Raw genomic sequence first — 21,578 nt, 5'->3', positions numbered from 1 at the left:
CGCGCAACCACGAGGGTTTGCTATGACGATGCCAACACCAATGTGCCCTAATCGTATGCAGGTGCACTCTATTGTGCAGGAAACGCCAGATGTTTGGAGCCTGCAATTAATCAACCACGATTTTTATCCGTATCAACCAGGCCAATATGCGTTGGTGAGTATTCGCAACAGTGAAGATACCCTGCGCGCCTATACCCTTTCCTCTTCTCCGGGCCTGAGCCGCTTTATTCGTTTGACTATCCGTTGCCTGCCCGACGGCACGGGTTCTCGTTGGCTAACTCAAGAGGTACAGCCGGGAAATTACCTGTGGCTATCCGACGCTCAGGGGGAATTTACCTGTGCCGATAATCAGGATGACCGTTATTTAATGCTGGCCGCAGGATGCGGCGTGACGCCAATTATGTCGATGTGTCGCTGGCTGTTAGCCCACCGACCGCAGGCCGATATTCGGGTGATTTTTAACGTTCGTACCCCAGATGACGTTATTTTTTCCGCTGAATGGCAGGCGCTGATTGAAGCCCACCCGCTGCGGTTACATATTACTTTGATGGCAGAATCGGGGGCTAAAGAAGGTTTTTTCAGCGGCAGAATTTCTGCGGAAATCATGCAGAAAATCGCGCCAGATATTCGACAATGCCGAGTGATGACCTGCGGCCCCGCGCCTTATAGGATGTGGGTGGAAAATTATTGCCGTGAGCAACAGGTACCGCCAGAACGTTTCCAGCAAGAGCAGTTCCACATCGAAGAAGAAAAACCACAGTCAGGCAACCAACTGACATTAACCATTAATCGCCCGCTACGCCAACTGCGAGTTCCGGTCGGCGCGTCTTTACTGTTCGCACTTGAAGAAAATAAGGTGCCTGTCTCCGCGGCTTGTCGTGCTGGCGTCTGCGGTTCTTGTAAAACTCGAATCATTTCCGGTAATTACACGACCACCAGCACCATGACGCTGACGCCGGAAGAAATCGCTCAGGGTTACGTGTTGGCCTGTAGCTGTCAATTGCAGGGCGATACCCAATTGGCCTGACGACAACAAAAAATGCCCTATTACACAATATAAACCCCGGTTAATAGGGCATTAACTCTTAAACAGACCATACTTTCTCCTCCTGGAATAAAAGCATCGCGATTAAATCTTGGGGGAAGTATGAAACAGACCGTAGCAACACTGGTGGCTAAAACGCTGGAACTCGCTGGCGTGAAACGAATTTGGGGCGTCACCGGCGACTCTTTAAACGGATTAAGTGACAGTTTGCATCGCATGGGCACCATCGAATGGCTAGGTACTCGTCACGAGGAAGTTGCGGCCTTTGCCGCTGGAGCAGAAGCGCAGTTAACCGGCGAACTGGCGGTTTGTGCCGGTTCCTGCGGGCCAGGAAACCTGCATTTAATCAACGGACTTTTTGATTGTCACCGTAACCATGTCCCGGTTTTGGCCATTGCTGCACATATTCCCTCCAGTGAAATCGGCAGCGGTTATTTTCAGGAAACGCATCCGCAGGAACTGTTCCGCGAATGCAGTCATTATTGCGAATTAGTCACAAATCCTGAGCAATTACCGCGCGTATTGGAAATCGCCATGCGCAAAGCCATCCTTAATCGCGGCGTTTCTGTGATTGTGCTTCCCGGCGATGTAGCACTGCAAGCCGCGCCGGAAGATGCGCCGATGGTCTGGCATACCCCAAAACACCCGCTAATTCAGCCGCCGATGAGCGAACTGGAAGCGCTGGCTGAAACCTTAAATTCCGCTAAAAACATTACGTTGATGTGCGGTAGCGGCTGCGCCGACGCCCATGACGAAGTGGTGAAACTGGCAGAAATGCTGCAAGCACCGGTGGTACACGCGCTGCGCGGCAAAGAGCATATTGAGTGGGATAATCCCTATAGCGTCGGAATGACCGGGCTGATTGGTTTTTCCTCCGGTTATCACGCCATGATGAATGCCGATACGTTGATTTTGCTCGGCACTCAGTTCCCTTATCGGGCCTTTTATCCTACTCACGCTAACATTATTCAAATCGATATTAATCCTGGAAGCATTGGCGCTCACTGCCCGGTGAATAGGGCGCTGATGGGTGATATCAAAACGACCCTACGCGCTCTATTGCCTCAACTACAGGTAAAAAGCGACCGGCGTTTTCTGGATAAAGCGCTGGAACACTACCGAACCACTCGTAAAGATCTGGATGGACTGGCGACAGCCAATGACGATCAGCCGATCCATCCACAGTATCTGGCGCAACAAATCAGCCATTATGCGACCGACGACGCCATTTTCACCTGCGATGTCGGAACGCCAACGGTCTGGGCCGCCCGCTATCTGCAAATGAACGGTAAACGTCGTCTACTGGGGTCGTTTAACCACGGTTCCATGGCCAACGCCATGCCGCAGGCGATAGGGGCGCAAGCAACGGCACCAGAACGTCAGGTGGTAGCAATGTGCGGCGACGGCGGTTTTACTATGTTAATGGGCGATTTTCTATCACTGGCGCAGCTTAAACTGCCGGTGAAAATTGTGGTGTTCAATAACAGCGTGCTGGGTTTTGTCGCTATGGAAATGAAGGCTGGCGGCTACCTGACCGACGGCACGGATCTGCACAATCCTAATTTCGCCGCCATTGCCAATGCGGCAGGAATAAAAGGCATTCGGGTAGAGAAAGCATCCGAGCTGAACAGCGCGCTGGAAACGGCTTTCGCCCATCCAGGCCCGGTATTGGTGGACGTCGTTACCGCCAAGCAAGAGCTTTCCATGCCACCGCAAATCAAATTTGAGCAGGCGAAAGGCTTTAGCCTGTATATGCTGCGCGCCATTATCAATGGCCGCGGGGATGAAGTGGTTGAGCTGGCCAAAACCAACTGGCTACGTTAATCAATGAGTCGGTCACATGTCAGATATTGCCGTACCACACTTTGTCTTGTGACATATATCTTGTGACATATGATAGCGATCAAGGTCTGGCACGGGTAAACTTTTATCCGGCCAGATACTAACGATTTCAGGGGAAAATAACCGACGGCTACCCTGTGAGGTTACTCATCCTGCCCTCGCGACTTTCCTTTATCAAGAGCTTTCACGATATGTATATCGATCTGCGTAGTGACACAGTAACCCGCCCTTCTCCTGCCATGCGTCAGCGAATGGCCAATGCCGAAGTGGGCGATGATGTGTACGGCGAGGACCCAACAGTCAAGGCGTTGGAAGCCGAGGGAGCGCGGCTCTCCGGCAAAGCGGCATCATTATTCTTACCCAGCGGGACTCAGGCCAATCTGGTAGCATTACTAACGCACTGCCAGCGTGGCGATGAGTATATTGTGGGACAAAAAGCCCATAATTATCTGTACGAGGCGGGCGGTGCAGCGGTTTTAGGCAGTATTCAGCCGCAACCGCTGGATGCCAATGACGACGGCAGTTTGCCGTTGGATAAAGTACTGGCCGCCATCAAACCTGATGACATTCTGTTTGCTCAAACCCGTCTGCTCAGTCTGGAAAATACGCACAGCGGCCGCGTGCTGCCCATCAGTTATCTGCAACAGGCATGGGCGTTGACCCGCGAAAAAAATCTGGCTTTACATATTGATGGGGCGCGCATTATGAATGCCGCAGTGGCGCTAAAGGTTCCGCTACGGGAAATCACCCAGTATTGCGATACCCTGACTCTCTGTCTTTCCAAAGGATTGGGCGCACCGGTCGGTTCCTTACTGTGCGGCAGCGAAGAATACGTTAAGCGCGCTATACGTTGGCGCAAAATAACCGGCGGCGGTATGCGTCAGGCCGGTATTCTGGCGGCTGCAGGACTTTACGCCTTGCAGCATAACGTGGAGCGCTTGCAGCAGGATCACGACAACGCAGTGTGGCTGGAGCAAAAGTTGCGGGATATCGGCGTAGAGATTATCGCTCCCGGCGCTCAAACCAATATATTGTACATTCGCCAGTCGGCAGAGCTGGCGGCCCAAATGGGGCCGTGGATGCGTGAGCGCGGCGTGTTAATCAGCGCCGGGCCAGTGACCCGCATGATTACGCATTTGGACGTTAGCCGAAGTGATTTAGAACGAGTGGTTGCACTGTGGTATGAGTTTTTGACATTACATAACTGAAATTAATAATATTTTTTGTCTACGTCGCCTTGGTGATATTCTGTCGCCAGGGCATTTCTATTTCGGCAGAAACAGCCCAAGATATCGATTCTGTTACCGCCAACCTTACCGAGTGACTATCATGACACCACAACGAATCTTAGTGTTAGGTGCCAGTGGCTACATCGGCCAGCATTTAATTCCACGCCTTTGCCAGCAAGGGCATCAGGTTACCGCCGCTGCACGTCGAATTGAATGGCTGGAAGAACAACAGTGGCCGAATGTTCGCTGCTGTTTTGCCGATCTGTATCAGCCGGAGACCCTACGTCACGCACTACAGGATATTGACGTTCTCTACTATCTGGTTCACGCCATGGGCGACGGCGAGGACTTGGTAGAACAGGAGCGACAGGCCGCCAGTAACTTGCAGCTAGCGCTGAAAAACTCCTCGGTAAAACAGGTGATATTCCTCGGAGCATTGCAACCGGAGGAAAACAGTTCCCCACATTTGGTCGCCCGAAAATTGACTGGCGATTTACTGCGACAAAGCGGCGTACCTGTCACTGAGTTACGTGCCAGCATTATTGTCGGCCCCGGTTCAGCGGCTTTTGAAGTGATGCGCGATATGGTGTACAACCTGCCAATTTTGACGCCGCCGCGCTGGGTTCGCTCCAAGTCATCCCCTATCGCGCTGGATAACCTATTAGTTTATCTAACGGAAATACTGAATTATCCCTCTGATGAAAACCGCATTTTTGACGTCGCCGGACCGGAATACATCAGTTATCAGACCCTGTTTGAGCGCTTTATTGCCATTAGCGGTAAACGTCGCTGGCTGATCCCGATTCCGCTGCCGACCCGTTTTATTTCGGTCTATTTTATCAGCATGATTACCTCGGTGCCGACCAGTATTGCCAGCGCATTGATTCAGGGCTTGAATCATGACTTACCCGCAGACGGCGCTCCGTTACAGGCATTAATACCGCAGAATTTAATCAGCTTTGACGATGCGGTGCGGGAAACCCTGCGGCAGGAAGACAAAGTCGTTGACTCCGCCGATTGGGGTTACGATCCGGAAGCCCGCGCCCGCTGGCGTCCCGGTTACGGCTTCTATCCCAAACAGGCCGGTTGCCAATTGGATACCACAGCTTCCAGCGAAGCTTTGTGGCATGTCGTGCAGCAAATCGGTGGCCCGGAAGGCTATTTTTACGGTAATCCGCTGTGGAAAACCCGCGCCTGGATGGACGATCTGGCAGGCGGAGGCGTCGTTTACGGCCGACCAGACCGACCAACGCTGGAATTAGGTGATTTAGTCGATGGCTGGAAGGTGATTACGATAAAACCACTGCGTCAACTGGCCATGATGTTTGGTATGAAAGCGCCAGGATTGGGGCGACTGACCTTTACCATCAAAGATTTAGGGGATAAACGCCGCTTTGATGTTCGGGCCTGGTGGCATCCGGCAGGCTTCAGCGGACTGCTGTATTGGTTCGTTATGATGCCCGCTCACCTGTTTATTTTTCGTGGCATGGCGAAGAGAATTGCGCAACTGGCCGAGCAATACGATCGGGAAGCGCACAAATAGCGCGCATTTGTCGATCAACCACACAGTTTGCAACCCTTAGTCAGCCCTTTCTGATTGCATAGCGCATCATTTCACGAAAGAATGGCACCTTATTTGCTGCGCGCATGATATTGCCGCCAGCACTCTGATTTTTGGTGGGAACCGAATTCGTTATGAAGGTATTGGTCACCGGCGCAACCAGTGGGTTAGGCCGAAACGCCGTTGAATATCTCCGCCGTCAAGGTATCAAAGTGACAGCAACCGGTCGTAATCAGGCCATGGGTAGCCTATTGGAAAAAATGGGCGCTGAATTTATTCATGCCGATTTAACGAATCTGGTTTCATCGCAGGCCAAAGCCATGCTGGCCGATGTTGATACGCTCTGGCATTGCTCCAGCTTCACTTCCCCTTGGGGTACCGAGCAGGCTTTTGAACTGGCGAACGTCCGCGCGACTCGCCGTTTGGGGGAATGGGCAACCGCTTACGGGGTAGAGAATTTTATTCATATCTCTTCCCCAGCGATTTACTTCGATTATCACCATCACCGAAATATTCAGGAAGATTTCCGACCGGCGCGTTTTGCTAACGAATTTGCCCGCAGTAAAGCTGCGGGGGAAGAAGTGATCCGGCAGTTGGCTCTGTCTAACCCGCAAACCCACTTTACCATTTTGCGCCCACAGGGGCTGTTTGGTCCGCATGACAAAGTGATGCTACCGCGCTTATTACACATGATTAAGCACTACGGCACCTTGTTATTGCCACGCGGGGGCGAAGCGTTGGTGGATATGACCTATCTGGAGAACGCCGTTCACGCCATGTGGCTGGCGACGCAATCCACCACCACCGAATCTGGCCGCGCTTACAATATCACCAATCAGCAGCCGCGCCCGCTGCGCACCATCGTTCAGCAGCTGTTGGACGCGCTGGATATGCCGTGCCGCATTCGTTCGATTCCCTATCCAATGCTGGACGTGATGGCGCGTACCATGGAAAGAATGGGGAATAAAAGCGAAAAAGAGCCGGTTCTGACCCACTACGGCGTCGCCAAGCTCAACTTCGATCTGACTTTGGATACCCGCCGGGCAGAAAAAGAATTGGGCTATCGCTCGCTGGTTTCTTTGGATGAAAGCATTAACCGCACTGCTCGCTGGCTGAAAGAACACGGAAAGCTACGAGGGTAATACTGAAAAGCAGCGAAACCAACGGGCTACGCTGCTTTTTCGCGACACTTTTAGAGTTTATCGCACTCGGCACTCACGCTATTGAGCGCAGACTCACTCATCCGAAGCTCGACATCCTTATTTTCCTCAGGCTTATGATATTTAACCAATAATGCATCGGCTATCGCCTCGGTTTCCGCATCAGGCAAACCGCGTATATCCGAGGGCCGAAAATGCATCTGGAAAGCGCTAATCACTCTTCTCTGCTGTTCCGGCGTCATATCAGGCGTGATTTCATAACCATAACAGCTGAGTTTAGCTAACAGCGGCATTACTGGCACGGCCCGATCTGCACGCCTCTTCCCCAGATAATATTGAACATCCGCGACGTCCGGCCACGCCCCAATCCCTTGCTTCGCCAAATGCTCCCAAGGGAACAAAGGCCCCGGATCTTCTTTACGCTGTGGCGCAATATCACTGTGAGCAACAACATTACGTGGCTCTATTTCATAACGTTCGATAATTTTATGTGCCAAAGCAGTGACCAGTTCAATTTGTTGAGGTGTGTAAGGGTACCAATGTATCTTCCCCAACAGGGTACTGGTGAATCCCGGGTTTTCCTGTTCAATGCCTATAGAGGTGTCATTGAGATTAGTTCGCCCACGCCAACTGCTCACTCCGGCATGCCAGGCTCTGAGGTGCTCGGGAACCAGCTGCCAGGCGACGGGTTTACCACTATGGTGATCTCGGGGAGGATAAGCTGGAACCAAATAGTGCGCGCTGACCTGTTCGGTTGTCAGCACGTTAAGGGATTCAGGAAAATTCAGTGCCGTATAATGTAAAACCAAAAAGCGAATCCGCCGATCGACGCCCATTGCCTGACGAGAGTCATTCAACATAAAACTCCCTTGGTCAACCAAAGCCTTGTCTTCCTGTACAGCCCCCAGCGCATGAAACGGTACCAACAGCATAATAAACAGCATCCAGAAGCATTGTTTCATCTCGATATCCTTATCGGTTTCCTCCGGATTTTACCTAATAAAAACTAATTTCGCGTTTCGCGTTAATAGGTATGAGTAAGAGGAATGCGTTAAATGAATTAACCTAATAAGTTGAATAAAAAGGTAAAATATTCGTTACCTTTTTATTCTATACCGACACGATCAGCAAACAATTCGGATTACCAAGCCAATTTAACCACTAACGGGATACTTTAACCGCTGTGCCGCTGACGCTAACCATTAACATGCTGCTATCTTTTCCTACGGTTTCATAATCAATATCAATGCCTACAATGGCATTGGCTCCGAGCTGCACGGCCTCTTCCTGCAGTTCTTTAAAGGCAATTTGTCGCGCTTTCCGCAATTCTTTCTCATAGGCACCGGAGCGGCCTCCCACGATATCCCGCACGCCGGCGAAGAAATCTTTAAAAATATTCGCGCCCAGAATGGCTTCACCGGTGACCACACCGCAATACTCAGTGATGGTAAAACCTTCTAACGTCGGAGTGGTAGATAACTGCATGGCATATTCCTTAAACCAAAGATAAAAACCCTAAATCGCCCAAATAATAGGCGGTACATATCATTTTCAGATAGATATTTATAACAACATGAACATGAACTCCAAGTAAATAAGACGCACCCTAAGTTCATCCGTAAAAATAAATTTATACTATATTAACTGCATGATTGAGTTGCATGTCTGGCATTTCACATAGGTAATAAAATGAACAAAAAAAATATTGCACTGGTATTACCCTTGGCGTTACTGCTGAGTGCCTGTACCACTCCCGTTACACCTGCGTTTAAGGATATCGGCAGTCGCAACGGCCCTTGCGTGGAAGGCGGCCCGGATCAAGTCGCTGAACAGTTCTATAACTTACGCGTACAGCAAATGGGCGCTGCGGGCACTGCGTCTGCTAATTATTCCGCAGAACAACTGCGTCCTTTCCTGAGTCAGGCTCTGTATCAGGATATTCAAAAGGCGCGCCAGACGCAGAGCGCTAACCGTTCGACCACCCATGCCGATCAGGCCATCGCCAGCGTTTACGCCGGCGTCAGTGACGCAGATGTGGCCAGCGCCTCCACCATTCCCAACACCGATGCCAAAAATATACCGCTACGAGTGACTCTGGTACACCGCGCGCCGGACGGTAAGGAATCTCGCTGGCAGGATGAAGTTTTGATGGTACGAGAAGGCAGTTGCTGGGTAGTAGACGATATTCGCTTTATGGGGGCCAATGCTCCAGCCAGCTCTCTGCGCCAGCTGTTGGGTCAGCGCTAGCTCAGACAATAAACTGGCCGGAGAATCGCACCACTGGTGGCAGCCATTTATGCGCCTCAGTGAATTCTCTGCCAGTTTTATTCACCACACGACAAATTCCTCTCCACGGGAAATAAACCCAGAGGTTATGCTAGCTTTGCGGGTTCCAACCGGTTATTAATAAATTTTAACGCACAAAGATTGCATAAGTATGCCGCGGAAGTTAACATTCCCCGCATCATTGGCTATTCAGATTTGGCGCATGAGTATTCAACTTAACGGAATTAACTGTTACTACGGCGCACATCAGGCGCTGTTCGACATCACATTGAACTGTCCAGCGGGGGAAACCCTGGTTTTGCTGGGCCCTAGCGGCGCGGGTAAAAGTTCTTTACTGCGCGTGCTCAACCTTTTGGAAATGCCACGCTCTGGGACATTACAGATCGCGGGTAACCATTTTAACTTTACCCAAGCTCCTGACGCGAAAGCGATCCGCGAACTGCGTCAGAATGTAGGCATGGTATTCCAGCAATATAATCTCTGGCCGCATCTGACCGTGGTGCAAAACCTGATTGAAGCGCCTTGTCGGGTGCTTGGTCTATCTAAAGATCAGGCGATGGCGCGCGCGAAAAAATTGCTGTCCCGTTTACGGCTGACCGACTTTGCCGACCGTTTCCCACTGCATCTTTCCGGGGGGCAACAGCAGCGAGTGGCCATTGCGCGAGCATTAATGATGGAGCCACAGGTTCTGTTGTTTGATGAGCCAACGGCGGCGCTTGATCCGGAAATTACCGCGCAAATTGTTAGCATAATTCGCGAGCTGTCCGAGACCGGTATCACTCAGGTTATCGTCACACATGAAGTTGAAGTTGCCCGTAAAACTGCCAGTCGGGTGGTTTATATGGAAAACGGTCACGTAGTGGAACAAGGCGATGCCAGTCATTTCGCCCAGCCTCACACCGAAGCTTTTGCCAGCTATCTGTCACATTGATATCTAATTGGGAATTTTCGATGAAAAAATTATTAATTGCAGCGGTCCTTGCCAGTATCAGTCTGTCTGCTTCTGCGGCTGAAACCATTCGTTTTGCGGCGGAAGCGTCTTACCCGCCGTTCGAGTTTATTGATGCTAATAATAAAATGCAGGGTTTTGATATCGATCTGGCCAATGCGTTGTGCAAAGAGATGCAGGCTAACTGCACTTTCACCAATCAGGCCTTTGACAGTCTGATTCCGAGCCTGAAATTCAAACGTTTCGACGCAGTGATTTCCGGCGTAGATATTACGCCTGAGCGTCTAAAACAGGTTGCGTTCACCAAACCTTATTACGATAACTCAGCGCTGTTTATCGCTCAGAAAGGCAAAATCGCCGATCTGGCCGCGCTAAAAGGTAAACGCGTCGGCATGCAAAACGGCTCAACGCATCAGAAATTCTTGTTGGAAAAGCACCCTGAAATCACCGCAGTGCCTTACGACAGCTACCAGAATGCAATTCTGGATCTAAAAAATGGCCGTCTGGACGCAGTATTCGGTGATACCGCAGTGGTCAACGAGTGGCTGAAGCAGAGTCATGAACTGATGCCGGTCGGGGACAAAATTTCCGATGCGGATTATTTCGGTACCGGTCTGGGCATCGCGGTACGTCAGAACAATACCGAATTACTGGGTAAGTTAGATGCGGCACTGGCGAAAGTGAAAGCCGATGGCACCTATCAGACAATTTACAAAAAATGGTTCCAACAGTAACTTAAGCACCCATGAATGAATTTCAACCTTTAGCAAGCGCCGCCGGCATGACCGTCGGCCTTGCCGTTTGCGCACTGGTTCTCGGCCTCATTCTGGCAATGTTGTTCGCCGTTTGGGAATCCTCCCGCTGGAAGGTCATCAGCTATCTGGGCACCGCCTGGGTTACGCTGCTACGCGGCCTGCCAGAGATTCTGGTCGTGCTATTTATCTATTTCGGTTCATCACAATTACTGATGATGCTGTCAGACGGCTTCACTCTGAATTTCTATCTGTTCGAACTGCCGGTGAAGCTGAATATCGACACATTTGAGGTCAGCCCTTTCCTGTGCGGCGTGATTGCGCTGGCGTTGCTGTATTCTGCCTATGCTTCGCAAACGCTGCGCGGCGCGCTCAAAGCGATTCCTGCCGGTCAATGGGAATCCGGGCAGGCTCTGGGAATGAGTCAGGCGACGATCTTCTTCCGCCTGATTATGCCGCAAATGTGGCGCCACGCCCTACCGGGGCTGGGTAATCAGTGGTTGGTTTTACTGAAAGACACCGCGTTAGTGTCGTTGATTAGCGTAAATGACCTGATGTTGCAGACCAAAAGCATCGCGACGCGCACACAGGAACCTTTTACCTGGTATATGATCGCCGCTGCAATTTATCTGGTGGTGACTCTGCTAAGTCAGTATGTAATCAAGCTGATTGAACTCCGTACCACGCGTTTTGAACGGAGCCCATCCTGATGTTTGATTATTTACCTGAGATCCTAAAAGGGCTGCATACCAGCCTGACGCTGACCTTTGTTTCGCTGCTGGTGGCGTTGGTACTGTCGTTGATTTTCACCATCATTCTGACGCTGAAAACCCCGATAGCCACGCAGTTGGTGAAGATTTACATCACGTTGTTCACCGGCACGCCGTTACTGGTACAAATCTTTCTGATTTACTACGGCCCCGGCCAATTCCCGGCGATCCGCGAATATCCGTGGCTGTGGCATGTACTTTCGCAACCCTGGCTGTGTGCCATGATCGCACTGGCGCTGAACAGCGCGGCCTATACCACACTGCTGTTCCATGGAGCGGTTCGGGCAATTCCTGCCGGTCAGTGGCAGTCTTGCGAAGCGTTGGGAATGTCCAAACGCCAGTCGCTGCGGATTTTACTGCCGTTCGCCTTTAAACGCGCTCTGTCGTCTTATTCCAACGAAGTAGTGTTGGTGTTTAAAAGTACCTCACTGGCATACACCATTACATTGATGGAAGTGATGGGTTACAGCCAGTTGATGTATGGCCGCACCTACGACGTGATGGTATTTGGCGCGGCAGGTATTGTTTACCTGTGTGTTAACGGCTTGCTGACTCTACTGATGCGTCTGGTTGAACGTCGGGCGCTGGCCTTCGAACGTCGTAATTAAGCCTTAAATCACTGCACTTTGAAACCCCGGTATCTGCCGGGGTTTTTTATTCATGTCAAGAATAAATCCCACGTCAAAAACGCAATTTCCCCCCTGATTATTGCCAAGCTCATTTTTCCCACTGCGGCATTTTTAACACGCTTTTGGCGAAGAGGATTATGTTGATTTTTTTATTATATTTTTAATCACTTTTCTTGCATATTAATTCACAAGGTGGCAATGTAATTCCAATTGATTATGGTATTTCACACCGCTAAAAGTTCCTTAGCGGTAATAAAATCAATAAGTAATGTTGCACCCTATTAAAGACTTTCAGACAGGAGTTTAGGCATGAAAAAGATATTACTGGCGACAATTCTGACCGGGGTGGCCTTTAGCGCTAGCGCTGCGGAAACCATTCGTTTTGCCGCCTCGGCAACCTATCCACCGTTTGAATCTATGGGGGCCAATAATGAGATTGTAGGTTTCGATATGGATTTGGCAAAAGCATTGTGTAAACAAATGGAAGCCAACTGTACCTTTACCAATCAGGCCTTTGACAGCCTGATTCCTGCGCTAAAATTTCGTCGCTATGACGCTGTCATTTCTGGAATGGATATCACGCCTGAGCGGAGCAAACAGGTCGCGTTTACTCAGCCTTACTACGCCAACTCCGCGATTGTGATTGCCCATAAAGGCAAGTTCACCTCTCTGGCCGATTTGAAAGGCAAGCGTCTCGGAATGGAAAACGGTACTACACACCAGAAATACATGCAGGAAAAGCATCCTGAAATTCAGACCGTGTCTTACGACAGCTATCAGAATGCCATTTTAGATCTGAAAAATGGCCGTATCGACGGCGTATTCGGTGACACCGCCGTGGTCAACGAATGGCTGAAGAGTAACCCTGAATTGGCTTCCGTAGGAGAGCACGTTACCGATGCACAATACTTCGGCACAGGTTTAGGCATTGCAGTGCGCCCTGAGAATACCGAGCTGTTGGGCAAACTGAATAAAGCGATTGATGCAGTGAAGGCGGACGGCACTTATAAAACCATTAATGACAAATGGTTCCCGCAATAATTCCTGCAATCAATAGAATTGCCTGATATTCCAGAGAAATTACAGAGATAAAAAGCCGGATTTCAACAATGATTTTCGGCTTTTTCTATGATTCAGCACTTAAGCTTTTCGAAACTCAAGCCGTTGGCTCGCGCCGCACCAGCAGCGTAATCACTTCATAATGGCTGGTATGAGGAAACATATCGAACAACTGCACTCGCTCAATGCGGTAATCCGCTAGCGCAGCGATATCTTTGGCCATGGTTTCCGCATTACAACTGGAGTAGAGAATAAACGGCGGCGCCATTTGGCTAAGATAACCACAAAGCGCGGCGCCGATGCCCCGGCGTGGCGGATTGACCAGTACCAATTCCGGCACTTCCGTCTCGCCGGTGGCAAAACGTGTGGAATCCAATGCGGCAAAACTGACCTGTTTCAGCCCCAGTTTTTCCGCTGATTGTCGCGCACAGGCAATAGCTTCAGCGCTGATTTCAATGCCGGTCAGACGAGTTTCCGCCGTAGCGCAGTGCAAACCAAAACCGCCGACGCCGCAGAATAAATCCCACATGCTACCAATATTCAGCTCACGTACCCAATCGCGGGCCGTGGCGTACAGTGCGGCGGCCACATCAGGATTGGTCTGGAAGAAACTCTGCGGCCGAATATACAGCGGCACCTGATTAAAGCGTTCTTCCAGCGCCTGTTGCTCCGTCAGCGGAATTTCCTGCTCCCCTTCCAGTATTGCCATATGCACCGGCTGAATATTGACGGAAATAACCCGTAGCAGAGGTAATTGTTGCTGTAGCCACGGCAGGGTTTTCCGCAACTGCTCTACCTTAGTTTCCGAACGCAGCACAAAGCGCAGCATCAACTCGCCGCTGACGGTGCTTTCGGTTAACAGCAGAAATTTTAACTCGCCGCGCTTGCGCGCCACGTTATAGGGCGTTAAACCGGCACGAGCGATAAAAACCTTCAAAACGGCAAATACCGCAGCAAAACTGGCGGGATACAACGGACAATCGCTCAGATCCACCGCCGTTCCGTCCCGATGCAACATACCGAATAACGGACGCTCTACGCTGCCGCTAACCACCATTTTCGCTTTATTACGAAAAGCGCTTTCACGCCCGAAAACCGGCGTTAGCCATTGAGCTACCGGTTGCCCGGCCAGCAGATTTTCTAAATGATGTTGTTTATCCGCCAGTTGTTGGGAGTAATCTTTCTCCAACCACTGACAGGAACGGCAGCTGCCCGCCGTATACTGTGCGCAATGCATGAATATTGACCGTTATGATTTATTACGTTGAGATTTGCAGCGCTCTCGGCCGCCAATGGGGGCGGATTGTACCACCCCGCGTCGGGAAACACTCATTTTGACTGGCGGAAAAAACGCTTCGAATGGAAAGGAATAAACAACAGACCCATAATCACCACGTCGGGGATTTTTTGTATTAACAGACTGTGGAACACCTCGGCTTCGTTTTCGCCCTCAATGCGGAATACATCAACATACAACCAGTCCAGTGAAGCCAGCAGCATATAAACTACCACCACAATCTGGCACAGCAGATAGCACCAACGACCCCAGTTCTTACGACGGATGACAGCTCGTCCGCAGGCAATTTCGAGGAAAACCAGCCCCAGACTAGCCAGCAAGATCAGGCCAGAATCCCAACTTTGCAGATTTTCCGCGATAAAAAGCTGCATTCCGCCCATGCCCAGTTCGGCTACCAGCAGCAACAGGCCTAAAACCCGAGTCGCGATAATGGCGGTGCCGCCGACTAATACGGCGACTGGCGTGGCTGCGGAAACTTTCATATTGGCTTGCCCTTCTCCCAGACTGACACTCATCCACCCTCTCCCGCAACCTGATGTTATCTTTCACATTAACGCCGCCCGCAGACGGCATGCGATCGAGAGAAAGCCTAGCAGCTTTGGGAAATTTCAGCCATGGGCGGCTTTGCGTAATTCACGCGATCGCTGCTTTTCCGAGCGCGCCATCATTCGCCAGGCGATCAGCCCGATAATCCCGACCACCAGCAGGATCAGCGTTGCCAATGCGTTGATTTCCGGATTCACCCCCATACGCACGCTGGAGAATACCAACATCGGCAGCGTCGAAGCCCCCGGCCCGGCAACAAAACTGGCAATAACCAGATCGTCCAGCGACAGCGTAAAAGCCAATAGCCAGCCTGAGATCAACGCCGGAGCGATCATCGGAGCGGTAATAACAAAAAACACTTTTAGCGGCGTGGCACCCAGATCCATCGCGGCCTCTTCAATGGAACGATCCAGCTCCCGCAGTCGCGAACTGATGACCACAGTGACATAAGCAGTGCAGAAGGTGACGTGGGCCAGCCAAATGGTGAACATGCCGCGCTCCGCCGGCCAGCCGATAGCGTGCCCCATCGCAACAAACAGGAGCAGCAGAGACAGCCCGGTAATCACGTCCGGCATCACCAGCGGTGCAGTCAACATAAAGGCAAAACCGGTAGAGCCGCGAAAACGACCAAAACGCACCATTACCAAAGCAGCGATAGTGCCGAGTATCACCGCCATCGTCGCCGAAGCCGCCGCAATGGTCAGACTCAGCCCGACTGCCGATAACATAGTAGAATCATGGAATAATTCGGTATACCAACGGGTTGACCAACCGCCCCACACCGTCACCAACTTATTGCTGTTAAATGAATAGATCACCAGCATCAGCATAGGCGCGTACAAAAAGGTGAATCCCACCACCAGAATCACCCGTCGCCAGACAGAACGAACCTCAGGTAGGTTATTCATCCTTGACCTCCCATTTCTTTATTCTGATGTTTATGGAACCAAAGGATCGGTGCGATCAACAGTAACAGCATGACGGTTGCTACGGCGGAAGCGACCGGCCAGTCACGATTGCTAAAGAATTCGGTCCACAAAATGCGCCCAATCATGATGGTGTCTGGGCCCCCTAACAGTTCGGGAATAACGAATTCCCCTACCGCCGGAATAAACACCAGCATCGATCCGGCGATTATGCCGCCTTTGGTCAAAGGTACAATAATGCTGAAGAACGTTTTAAAGGGTTTGGCTCCAAGATCGGAGGCCGCTTCCACCAGCGAATAATCTAAACGGGTTAGCGCGGTATAAATCGGCAACACCATAAATGGCAGGTAGGCATAAACCACGCCGATATATACCGCCAGATTGGTATGTAAAATGACCAAAGGCTGATCGATAACGCCGAGCCAGATCAGCACGTTATTCAAAATACCGTTGTTTTTCAGAATCCCCATCCAGGCGTAAACCCGAATCAAAAATGACGTCCACGAAGGTAAAATCACCAATAACAACAGAATATTACGCGTCGAATGACTGCTGTGAGCAATCGCCCAGGCCAACGGATAACCAATGATCAGGCAACACAAGGTGGAAATACCGGCCACCTGCAAAGATTGTAAATAGGCGTCGATATACAGAGGATCGTCGAGCAATTGCAGGTAATTTCCCAGATTCAGAGAAATATCCAGCTTGCCATCCATCCATGTCATGAGATCGGTGTAAGGAGGAACCGCACGGGCCATTTCAGCCAGACTGATTTTAAATACAATCAGGAAAGGCAGCATAAACAGCAAAAACAGCCACAGGTAGGGCAAACCTATCACCAGTTTGCGGCCATGAGCCATTTGCCAACGCTGTAGGCGAGCGATTAACACACCGGATTGGCGGGTTGGTGGCTCCGGCGTTGCTTGAACCGAATTAGGTATCATCTTCTAGCTCCCCAGCACCACACAGCTATCCGTTTCCCAGCACAGACGCACTTCATCGCCCCAGGTTGGCATACCTTTACGATAACGATGGCCGTTTTGCAGCTGGGCGCTAATAGTTTGCCCACTATGGAGTTTGACATGGTAAATCGACAAATCCCCTAAATAGGCAATGTGTACCACTTCACCTACCGCAAAGTTAAAACCAGCTTCCGGCACGCTTTCGCACAGCATGATTTTTTCTGGCCGCAGGGCAACCAACACCGGCACCCCGTCGACTACAGAAGCGTCTGAATCCACTTTCAACGGATGACGCAGGCCAGGGCTGCGAATAACCAGCGCATCTTCCTGGCGTTCCGTAAGCACGCCCTCAAAGACATTCACTGAACCTATAAATTCGGCGCTAAATCTACTGTTCGGGTGTTCATAAATTTCTTCCGGCTCACCGATTTGCACAAATTTTCCGCGATTCATAATCGCGATACGTCCAGCCATGGTCATGGCTTCTTCCTGATCGTGAGTCACCATCACGCAGGTCGCGCCAACCCGTTCCAGAATATCCACTACTTCCAACTGCATCCGGTCGCGCAGTTTTTTATCCAGCGCGCCCATTGGTTCATCCAGCAGCAGTAACTTGGGTCGCTTAGCCAGACTACGCGCCAACGCCACCCGCTGCCGCTGGCCGCCAGATAATTGATGGGGCTTACGTTTGGCAAACTCTTGCATATGCACCAGCGCCAGCATTTCCTCTACCCGACTTTTAATTTCCCCACTCGGCAATTTGTCCTGCTTTAGGCCAAAGGCAATATTCTGCTCGACGGTCATATGAGGAAATAACGCATAAGACTGAAACATCATATTAATTGGCCGTTGGTAAGGCGGCACATGGGACAAATCCTGCCCATCTAATACAATCTGCCCTTGAGTCGGCAACTCAAAACCCGCCAACATCCGCAATAGCGTCGATTTTCCGCAGCCGGACGCGCCGAGCAAAGCAAAAATCTCGCCTTTATAAATGGTTAGATTGACATCATCCACGGCCGCCTGACCGTCGAAGATTTTGGTTAAATTGCGAATTTCCAATAAAGGGGTAAACGCCTTCAGGGATTTCAACGGCGGACGGGAAATTACATCATTCACTCTGCGTGCTCTCCGTAGAAGCAGAAGAGGCCACATCATAATGCGGCACAAAATAGCAACAGAAACAGCCGGTTTCCCTACTGTTTCTCCCCTCATCATTTTAGGTGATACCAGATTGGCCGCTGAAAACAGCCAACGGCTCAATCAACGGTATTACTTACCTGTTTTGAATTTAGTCCAGGCGCGAGTCATCACCCGATCAATTTTTGGCGACTGAACTTTCAGGGTGAACATTTTGGCGCGAACGTCCGCCGGCGGGTAAATCCCCGGATTATCCCGAACGTCCGGATTCACCAAAGGCGTCGCGGCTTTATTGGCATTGGCGTAAAACACATGGTTGCTGATATTGGCGATCACTTCCGGGCGCATCAGGTAGTTGAGGAAGAGGTAAGCCTCATCCTGATTTTTAGCGTCCGCAGGCATGGCAAAAACATCGAAGAATGCCAAAGCCCCTTCTTTCGGAATGCTGTAAGCCACATTGACGCCATTTTTCGCCTCTTTTGCTCGGTTTGAGGCCTGCATAACATCACCAGCCCAACCAACGGCTACGCAAATATCACCATTAGCCAGATCGTTAATGTATTGGGAAGAATGGAAATAACGAATATTTGGCCGCAGTTTTAACAGCAAATCTGTTGCCGGGCCGGTGTAATCAGCGGCATCGCTGCTGTTAGGGTCCTTGCCCAAATAATTGAGCACAGTGGCAAAAATCTCACTTGGAGCATCGAGGAAGGACACTCCGCAGCTTTTCAATTTCTCCAGATTTTCCGGTTTCAGCACCAAATCCCAACTGTTGATTGGCGCATCGGTTCCCAGCGCCGCTTTCACTTTATCAACGTTGTAACCAATGCCAGTAGTCGCCCACAGATAAGGGATCGCGTATTTATTTTCCGGATCGTGCTGACTCACCAGTTTGAGTAATTCCGGGTCCATATTTTTATAATTAGGCAGTTTGTTCTTATCCAGCGGCTTAAATACGCCGGCGGATAATTGGCGCTCAAGGAAACTGGCCGAAGGCACCACCAGATCGAATCCGGTACTCCCCGCCATCAACTTCCCTTCCAACACCTCGTTGGAGTCAAACACGTCATAAACCACTTTAATGCCGGTTTCCTTTTGGAAATTTACCAGCGTGTCTGGGGCAATATAATCAGACCAGTTATAAACGTGCAGTATTTTTTCCTCAGCAGAAACTGAGACGGACGCGGCCATAAGCAGGCCTGCAGTAACACCCGATAACCATTTTTTACGTTGGGTGAACATCCGTGAACTCCTCCAGAACAGGGTAAATCATAGAATTGAATTTGTACCCGACGGGTACAACACCTTTCCTGATCGAGCGCTATTGCCACAAACTCGTTATGCATGGCTATGCACTGGAGTGAGTTATTGATTAAGCGTCAATAACCACGAATTTGCGGGGGTAATCATATGCCCTTTGCAGAGCATAAAGCATAACCCCTGATAGTTATACGAGCCAGTATCCAGCGTAAAAAACGCCTTTTATCGACTTTTTATGCATAGTTAATCTATGTAATTCGCCACTTGTGGCATAAACGGCGCTAAATATCTGGCAAACTAGGGTAAAAAGCAGAGGATCTTATGGCGGGAAAAATGAAAAACAGCATGCCGCCGGGGATGGCGGCCAGCTAAATCAGTGAATAACCGGGAAAGAGGTCGGCACGACCTGCCCTTCTTCCTCTTCGGTTTCACCGATGAACAGCAGATCGTTTGCTCGGGCTTCCAGAATAATCATCGAAACCTGCTCTTCGCTCTGCTGCATAAAGTGGCCAAACTGCTCCAGCGTAATACCTTGGGTGATGTACACCGACTGGCAAACAATCAACTTCGGCAGATTATCATCCTGAATATCAATAAAGGCCTTGGCCGTTAACGAGCTGGCATTGATTTGGCTTAAATCCGCAACAAGCGGAATCAGCGCCGTAGGCCGGATTTCAGCTAACGCAGAGAAGAGAATAACGTTATCTACCAGGTCCACTTTGGCATCAAATATGCCTTCAAAATTTTGCATGTGGGGCAAATGCAGTGCCTGGCATGAGTCGCATTCAAAGAACGAGATCCCTAACTGATCCAGCCAACGCCGTAATAAGGCTAAATCCGGGACGATGAGTGAATCCATAGCAACCTACCTCACGATTCTTGCAACAAGAAAAGTGGCATAGCTTACGGAATATTCGCCGTTAGCGCCATGACCAATCCAGACTAATTGACAGCAAAAGCCGTGACTATCTGCGAAATATGCGAAGAGATACGCAAACAACAGGAAAAAGAAGTCTTTGTCATTATCGTTATCAGGGATTAAGGCTTTTTCTCCTCTTTATCTGCCGTTTTGGCGGTGTCTTTTTTATCGATCCCATTCATTCCCAATAGCGGGCCAAAACCCTGCGCCACACGCCAGACTATGCAGGCTGCGGCTGGAACCATTAGCCCAATACCAATAAATATCATCATAATCGCGACGATAGGCTCGCTTAATCCAGCGGGCAGCGTGACATAATGATTGATACTTAAATAGGCCAGCACCAGTAATAACATTCCCAAGGCTTCCAAAATAATCACCATTTTGGGCATATCGCCTAAAGCACGCATCTTTTCCTCCTGTACAACTACTTATAAGATTTAGCCAAAGGTGTTGAATCCGCCAATGCTACAACACTCAATGAATGTAAATAATCGGTTAAGCCAAAGAATCGACGGATATAAATAGGTTCGGATAATCGGATTAACAGGCAATTCCTACTTTGTTTTCGTCTCATCAACGGGCATAGTAACACCCAATGAAAGTGAGTAATACGCGACAAGTCATTCAGCAATCGAAGATACACTGATTGGCAGACGAAGTGATTAACTCAATATAATCAAGGAGTTTTGCATGTTTACTGTAATTTTCGGACGTCCTGGTTGCCCTTACTGCGTCCGTGCCAAAGAGCTGGCCGAAAAACTGAAAGCTGAGCGTGACGATTTTGATTTCAACTATATCGACATTCATGCGGAAAATATCACCAAAGCCGATTTAGAAAAAACTGTCGGTAAGCCGGTTGAAACCGTACCGCAAATCTTTATCGATGAAAAACACATCGGTGGTTTCACTGATTTTGAAGCTTACGCTAAAGAACATCTGAATCTGTTCAAATAATAGCGATACCTAAGCCATTAATTGATGGCTTAGGTGCGATAAAGAGAGGGAGCTTCGGCACCCTCTCTGTATTTTGGCTTGAACGCTCTCATGAAACTTCAAAATAAAATCACGAAAATCCCACAGATAAGGCCTGATTTTTTGGCCGATCCCGCTATTAATTTCCCCGTTAAAAGCATATTTATCCGCTAACACCGATTTCCCCGCTTACTACTGGCTGTAATCCCTCGGACAGACTAGAATAACCACCGCCATTGCCGTTACATGCATCAGATTTTGCTGAAGGCAT

21 protein-coding genes and 1 pseudogene are annotated in these 21,578 nt (G+C 50.0%); 12 read left to right on the top strand and 10 right to left on the bottom strand.

The features are described from left to right. The first annotated feature begins 22 nt into the window (after positions 1 to 22). From hcr to PL78_RS02485, 5 genes are all read left to right on the top strand, one after another. Entirely contained in the window at positions 23 to 1,027 is a 1,005-nt protein-coding gene (gene hcr, locus PL78_RS02505) for an NADH oxidoreductase (RefSeq protein ID WP_071889712.1), read from the top strand. A gap of 120 nt (positions 1,028 to 1,147) precedes the next feature. Next, positions 1,148 to 2,869, top strand: a complete 1,722-nt coding sequence (gene poxB, locus PL78_RS02500; protein WP_064512846.1) for a ubiquinone-dependent pyruvate dehydrogenase — start codon at positions 1,148 to 1,150, stop codon at positions 2,867 to 2,869. Positions 2,870 to 3,078: 209 nt separating this feature from the next. Then, on the top strand, positions 3,079 to 4,095 hold the full coding sequence (ltaE, locus tag PL78_RS02495) for a low-specificity L-threonine aldolase (protein WP_064512844.1): 1,017 nt from the start codon (positions 3,079 to 3,081) through the stop codon (positions 4,093 to 4,095). A 121-nt stretch (positions 4,096 to 4,216) separates the two neighbouring features. Continuing rightward, positions 4,217 to 5,659, top strand: a complete 1,443-nt coding sequence (locus PL78_RS02490) for a DUF2867 domain-containing protein (protein WP_064512842.1) — start codon at positions 4,217 to 4,219, stop codon at positions 5,657 to 5,659. A 152-nt stretch (positions 5,660 to 5,811) separates the two neighbouring features. Beyond that, positions 5,812 to 6,819, top strand: a complete 1,008-nt coding sequence (locus PL78_RS02485; protein WP_064512840.1) for an NAD-dependent epimerase/dehydratase family protein — start codon at positions 5,812 to 5,814, stop codon at positions 6,817 to 6,819. Positions 6,820 to 6,956: 137 nt separating this feature from the next. On the opposite strand, the pseudogene PL78_RS02480 reads toward PL78_RS02485, so the two are convergent. Both PL78_RS02480 and PL78_RS02475 read right to left on the bottom strand, forming a co-directional pair. Further along, positions 6,957 to 7,799, bottom strand: a pseudogene (locus PL78_RS02480) (N-acetylmuramoyl-L-alanine amidase); the annotation flags it as partial. Between the two features lie 199 nt (positions 7,800 to 7,998). Next, positions 7,999 to 8,322 (bottom strand): heavy metal-binding domain-containing protein, encoded by a 324-nt coding sequence (locus tag PL78_RS02475; protein WP_064512836.1) that lies wholly within the window; start codon positions 8,320 to 8,322, stop codon positions 7,999 to 8,001. Between the two features lie 204 nt (positions 8,323 to 8,526). Here PL78_RS02475 and PL78_RS02470 point away from each other — a divergent pair, with 204 nt between their 5' ends. The 6 genes from PL78_RS02470 to artJ (PL78_RS02445) all read left to right on the top strand — a co-directional run bounded on the left by PL78_RS02470 (position 8,527) and on the right by artJ (PL78_RS02445) (position 13,264). After that, a complete protein-coding gene (locus tag PL78_RS02470; RefSeq protein ID WP_064512834.1) occupies positions 8,527 to 9,084 on the top strand; it encodes a lipoprotein in 558 nt (185 codons plus the stop codon). Positions 9,085 to 9,325: 241 nt separating this feature from the next. After that, a complete protein-coding gene (gene artP, locus PL78_RS02465) occupies positions 9,326 to 10,054 on the top strand; it encodes an arginine ABC transporter ATP-binding protein ArtP (RefSeq protein WP_120806077.1) in 729 nt (242 codons plus the stop codon). A 20-nt stretch (positions 10,055 to 10,074) separates the two neighbouring features. Then, positions 10,075 to 10,806 carry an arginine ABC transporter substrate-binding protein gene (gene artJ / locus PL78_RS02460; protein WP_064512832.1) on the top strand — a complete coding sequence of 244 codons (732 nt, stop codon included), beginning with the start codon at positions 10,075 to 10,077 and terminating at the stop codon, positions 10,804 to 10,806. Positions 10,807 to 10,817: 11 nt separating this feature from the next. Then, positions 10,818 to 11,534, top strand: coding sequence for an arginine ABC transporter permease ArtQ (artQ, locus tag PL78_RS02455; protein WP_064512830.1), 717 nt, complete (start codon positions 10,818 to 10,820; stop codon positions 11,532 to 11,534). Beyond that, positions 11,534 to 12,202: an arginine ABC transporter permease ArtM gene (artM, locus tag PL78_RS02450; RefSeq protein ID WP_064512828.1), complete on the top strand. Its 669-nt coding sequence runs from the start codon at positions 11,534 to 11,536 to the stop codon at positions 12,200 to 12,202. The genes artQ and artM overlap by 1 nt, the downstream gene beginning before the upstream one ends. 330 nt (positions 12,203 to 12,532) lie before the next feature. Then, positions 12,533 to 13,264, top strand: a complete 732-nt coding sequence (gene artJ / locus PL78_RS02445) for an arginine ABC transporter substrate-binding protein (protein ID WP_064512826.1) — start codon at positions 12,533 to 12,535, stop codon at positions 13,262 to 13,264. A gap of 115 nt (positions 13,265 to 13,379) precedes the next feature. On the opposite strand, the gene rlmC is transcribed toward artJ (PL78_RS02445), so the two are convergent. The 8 genes from rlmC to PL78_RS02405 form a co-directional block, all read right to left on the bottom strand. After that, positions 13,380 to 14,519: a 23S rRNA (uracil(747)-C(5))-methyltransferase RlmC gene (rlmC, locus tag PL78_RS02440; protein ID WP_064512824.1), complete on the bottom strand. Its 1,140-nt coding sequence runs from the start codon at positions 14,517 to 14,519 to the stop codon at positions 13,380 to 13,382. 92 nt (positions 14,520 to 14,611) lie between these two features. Next, positions 14,612 to 15,094, bottom strand: a complete 483-nt coding sequence (locus tag PL78_RS02435; protein ID WP_084414268.1) for a YbjO family protein — start codon at positions 15,092 to 15,094, stop codon at positions 14,612 to 14,614. Positions 15,095 to 15,187: 93 nt separating this feature from the next. Then, positions 15,188 to 16,033: a putrescine ABC transporter permease PotI gene (gene potI, locus PL78_RS02430; protein ID WP_064512822.1), complete on the bottom strand. Its 846-nt coding sequence runs from the start codon at positions 16,031 to 16,033 to the stop codon at positions 15,188 to 15,190. Next, the gene (potH, locus tag PL78_RS02425; protein WP_064512820.1) at positions 16,030 to 16,995 is read right to left on the bottom strand and encodes a putrescine ABC transporter permease PotH; all 966 of its coding nucleotides are present in this window, start codon (positions 16,993 to 16,995) and stop codon (positions 16,030 to 16,032) included. Before potH ends, potI begins: the two co-directional genes overlap by 4 nt. 3 nt (positions 16,996 to 16,998) lie before the next feature. Next, complete coding sequence (gene potG / locus PL78_RS02420; RefSeq protein WP_064512819.1) at positions 16,999 to 18,132, bottom strand: putrescine ABC transporter ATP-binding subunit PotG; 1,134 nt, start codon at positions 18,130 to 18,132, stop codon at positions 16,999 to 17,001. A gap of 153 nt (positions 18,133 to 18,285) precedes the next feature. Then, a complete protein-coding gene (gene potF, locus PL78_RS02415) occupies positions 18,286 to 19,395 on the bottom strand; it encodes a spermidine/putrescine ABC transporter substrate-binding protein PotF (protein WP_064512817.1) in 1,110 nt (369 codons plus the stop codon). A 391-nt stretch (positions 19,396 to 19,786) separates the two neighbouring features. Next, positions 19,787 to 20,272 (bottom strand): type III secretion system chaperone family protein, encoded by a 486-nt coding sequence (locus PL78_RS02410; protein WP_064512815.1) that lies wholly within the window; start codon positions 20,270 to 20,272, stop codon positions 19,787 to 19,789. A gap of 179 nt (positions 20,273 to 20,451) precedes the next feature. Continuing rightward, positions 20,452 to 20,742: a YbjC family protein gene (locus PL78_RS02405; RefSeq protein WP_064512813.1), complete on the bottom strand. Its 291-nt coding sequence runs from the start codon at positions 20,740 to 20,742 to the stop codon at positions 20,452 to 20,454. 283 nt (positions 20,743 to 21,025) lie between these two features. Between PL78_RS02405 and PL78_RS02400 the strand changes: the two genes are divergently transcribed. After that, positions 21,026 to 21,289: a GrxA family glutaredoxin gene (locus PL78_RS02400; RefSeq protein WP_064512811.1), complete on the top strand. Its 264-nt coding sequence runs from the start codon at positions 21,026 to 21,028 to the stop codon at positions 21,287 to 21,289. Positions 21,290 to 21,578: the final 289 nt, after the last annotated feature.

Origin of the sequence: Yersinia entomophaga, assembly GCF_001656035.1 — a bacterium.
GTDB lineage: Bacteria > Pseudomonadota > Gammaproteobacteria > Enterobacterales > Enterobacteriaceae > Yersinia > Yersinia entomophaga.
The sequence above is the reverse complement of the archived record's forward strand: the minus strand, read 5'-3'. Positions and strand labels throughout refer to the sequence as shown.

What these genes read in the sequence shown, in the direction of transcription:
- hcr (WP_071889712.1), top strand. Translation starts at nt 23, where the DNA reads ATGACGATGCCAACACCAATGTGCCCTAATCGTATGCAGGTGCACTCT.
- artP (WP_120806077.1), top strand. Translation starts at nt 9,326, where the DNA reads ATGAGTATTCAACTTAACGGAATTAACTGTTACTACGGCGCACATCAG.
- artQ (WP_064512830.1), top strand. Translation starts at nt 10,818, where the DNA reads ATGAATGAATTTCAACCTTTAGCAAGCGCCGCCGGCATGACCGTCGGC.
- potI (WP_064512822.1), bottom strand. Translation starts at nt 16,033, where the DNA reads ATGAATAACCTACCTGAGGTTCGTTCTGTCTGGCGACGGGTGATTCTG.
- PL78_RS02490 (WP_064512842.1), top strand. Translation starts at nt 4,217, where the DNA reads ATGACACCACAACGAATCTTAGTGTTAGGTGCCAGTGGCTACATCGGC.
- artJ (WP_064512832.1), top strand. Translation starts at nt 10,075, where the DNA reads ATGAAAAAATTATTAATTGCAGCGGTCCTTGCCAGTATCAGTCTGTCT.
- PL78_RS02435 (WP_084414268.1), bottom strand. Translation starts at nt 15,094, where the DNA reads ATGAGTGTCAGTCTGGGAGAAGGGCAAGCCAATATGAAAGTTTCCGCA.
- potF (WP_064512817.1), bottom strand. Translation starts at nt 19,395, where the DNA reads ATGTTCACCCAACGTAAAAAATGGTTATCGGGTGTTACTGCAGGCCTG.
- PL78_RS02405 (WP_064512813.1), bottom strand. Translation starts at nt 20,742, where the DNA reads ATGCGTGCTTTAGGCGATATGCCCAAAATGGTGATTATTTTGGAAGCC.
- PL78_RS02400 (WP_064512811.1), top strand. Translation starts at nt 21,026, where the DNA reads ATGTTTACTGTAATTTTCGGACGTCCTGGTTGCCCTTACTGCGTCCGT.
- ltaE (WP_064512844.1), top strand. Translation starts at nt 3,079, where the DNA reads ATGTATATCGATCTGCGTAGTGACACAGTAACCCGCCCTTCTCCTGCC.
- rlmC (WP_064512824.1), bottom strand. Translation starts at nt 14,519, where the DNA reads ATGCATTGCGCACAGTATACGGCGGGCAGCTGCCGTTCCTGTCAGTGG.
- PL78_RS02475 (WP_064512836.1), bottom strand. Translation starts at nt 8,322, where the DNA reads ATGCAGTTATCTACCACTCCGACGTTAGAAGGTTTTACCATCACTGAG.
- potH (WP_064512820.1), bottom strand. Translation starts at nt 16,995, where the DNA reads ATGATACCTAATTCGGTTCAAGCAACGCCGGAGCCACCAACCCGCCAA.
- PL78_RS02410 (WP_064512815.1), bottom strand. Translation starts at nt 20,272, where the DNA reads ATGGATTCACTCATCGTCCCGGATTTAGCCTTATTACGGCGTTGGCTG.
- artJ (WP_064512826.1), top strand. Translation starts at nt 12,533, where the DNA reads ATGAAAAAGATATTACTGGCGACAATTCTGACCGGGGTGGCCTTTAGC.
- poxB (WP_064512846.1), top strand. Translation starts at nt 1,148, where the DNA reads ATGAAACAGACCGTAGCAACACTGGTGGCTAAAACGCTGGAACTCGCT.
- PL78_RS02485 (WP_064512840.1), top strand. Translation starts at nt 5,812, where the DNA reads ATGAAGGTATTGGTCACCGGCGCAACCAGTGGGTTAGGCCGAAACGCC.
- PL78_RS02470 (WP_064512834.1), top strand. Translation starts at nt 8,527, where the DNA reads ATGAACAAAAAAAATATTGCACTGGTATTACCCTTGGCGTTACTGCTG.
- artM (WP_064512828.1), top strand. Translation starts at nt 11,534, where the DNA reads ATGTTTGATTATTTACCTGAGATCCTAAAAGGGCTGCATACCAGCCTG.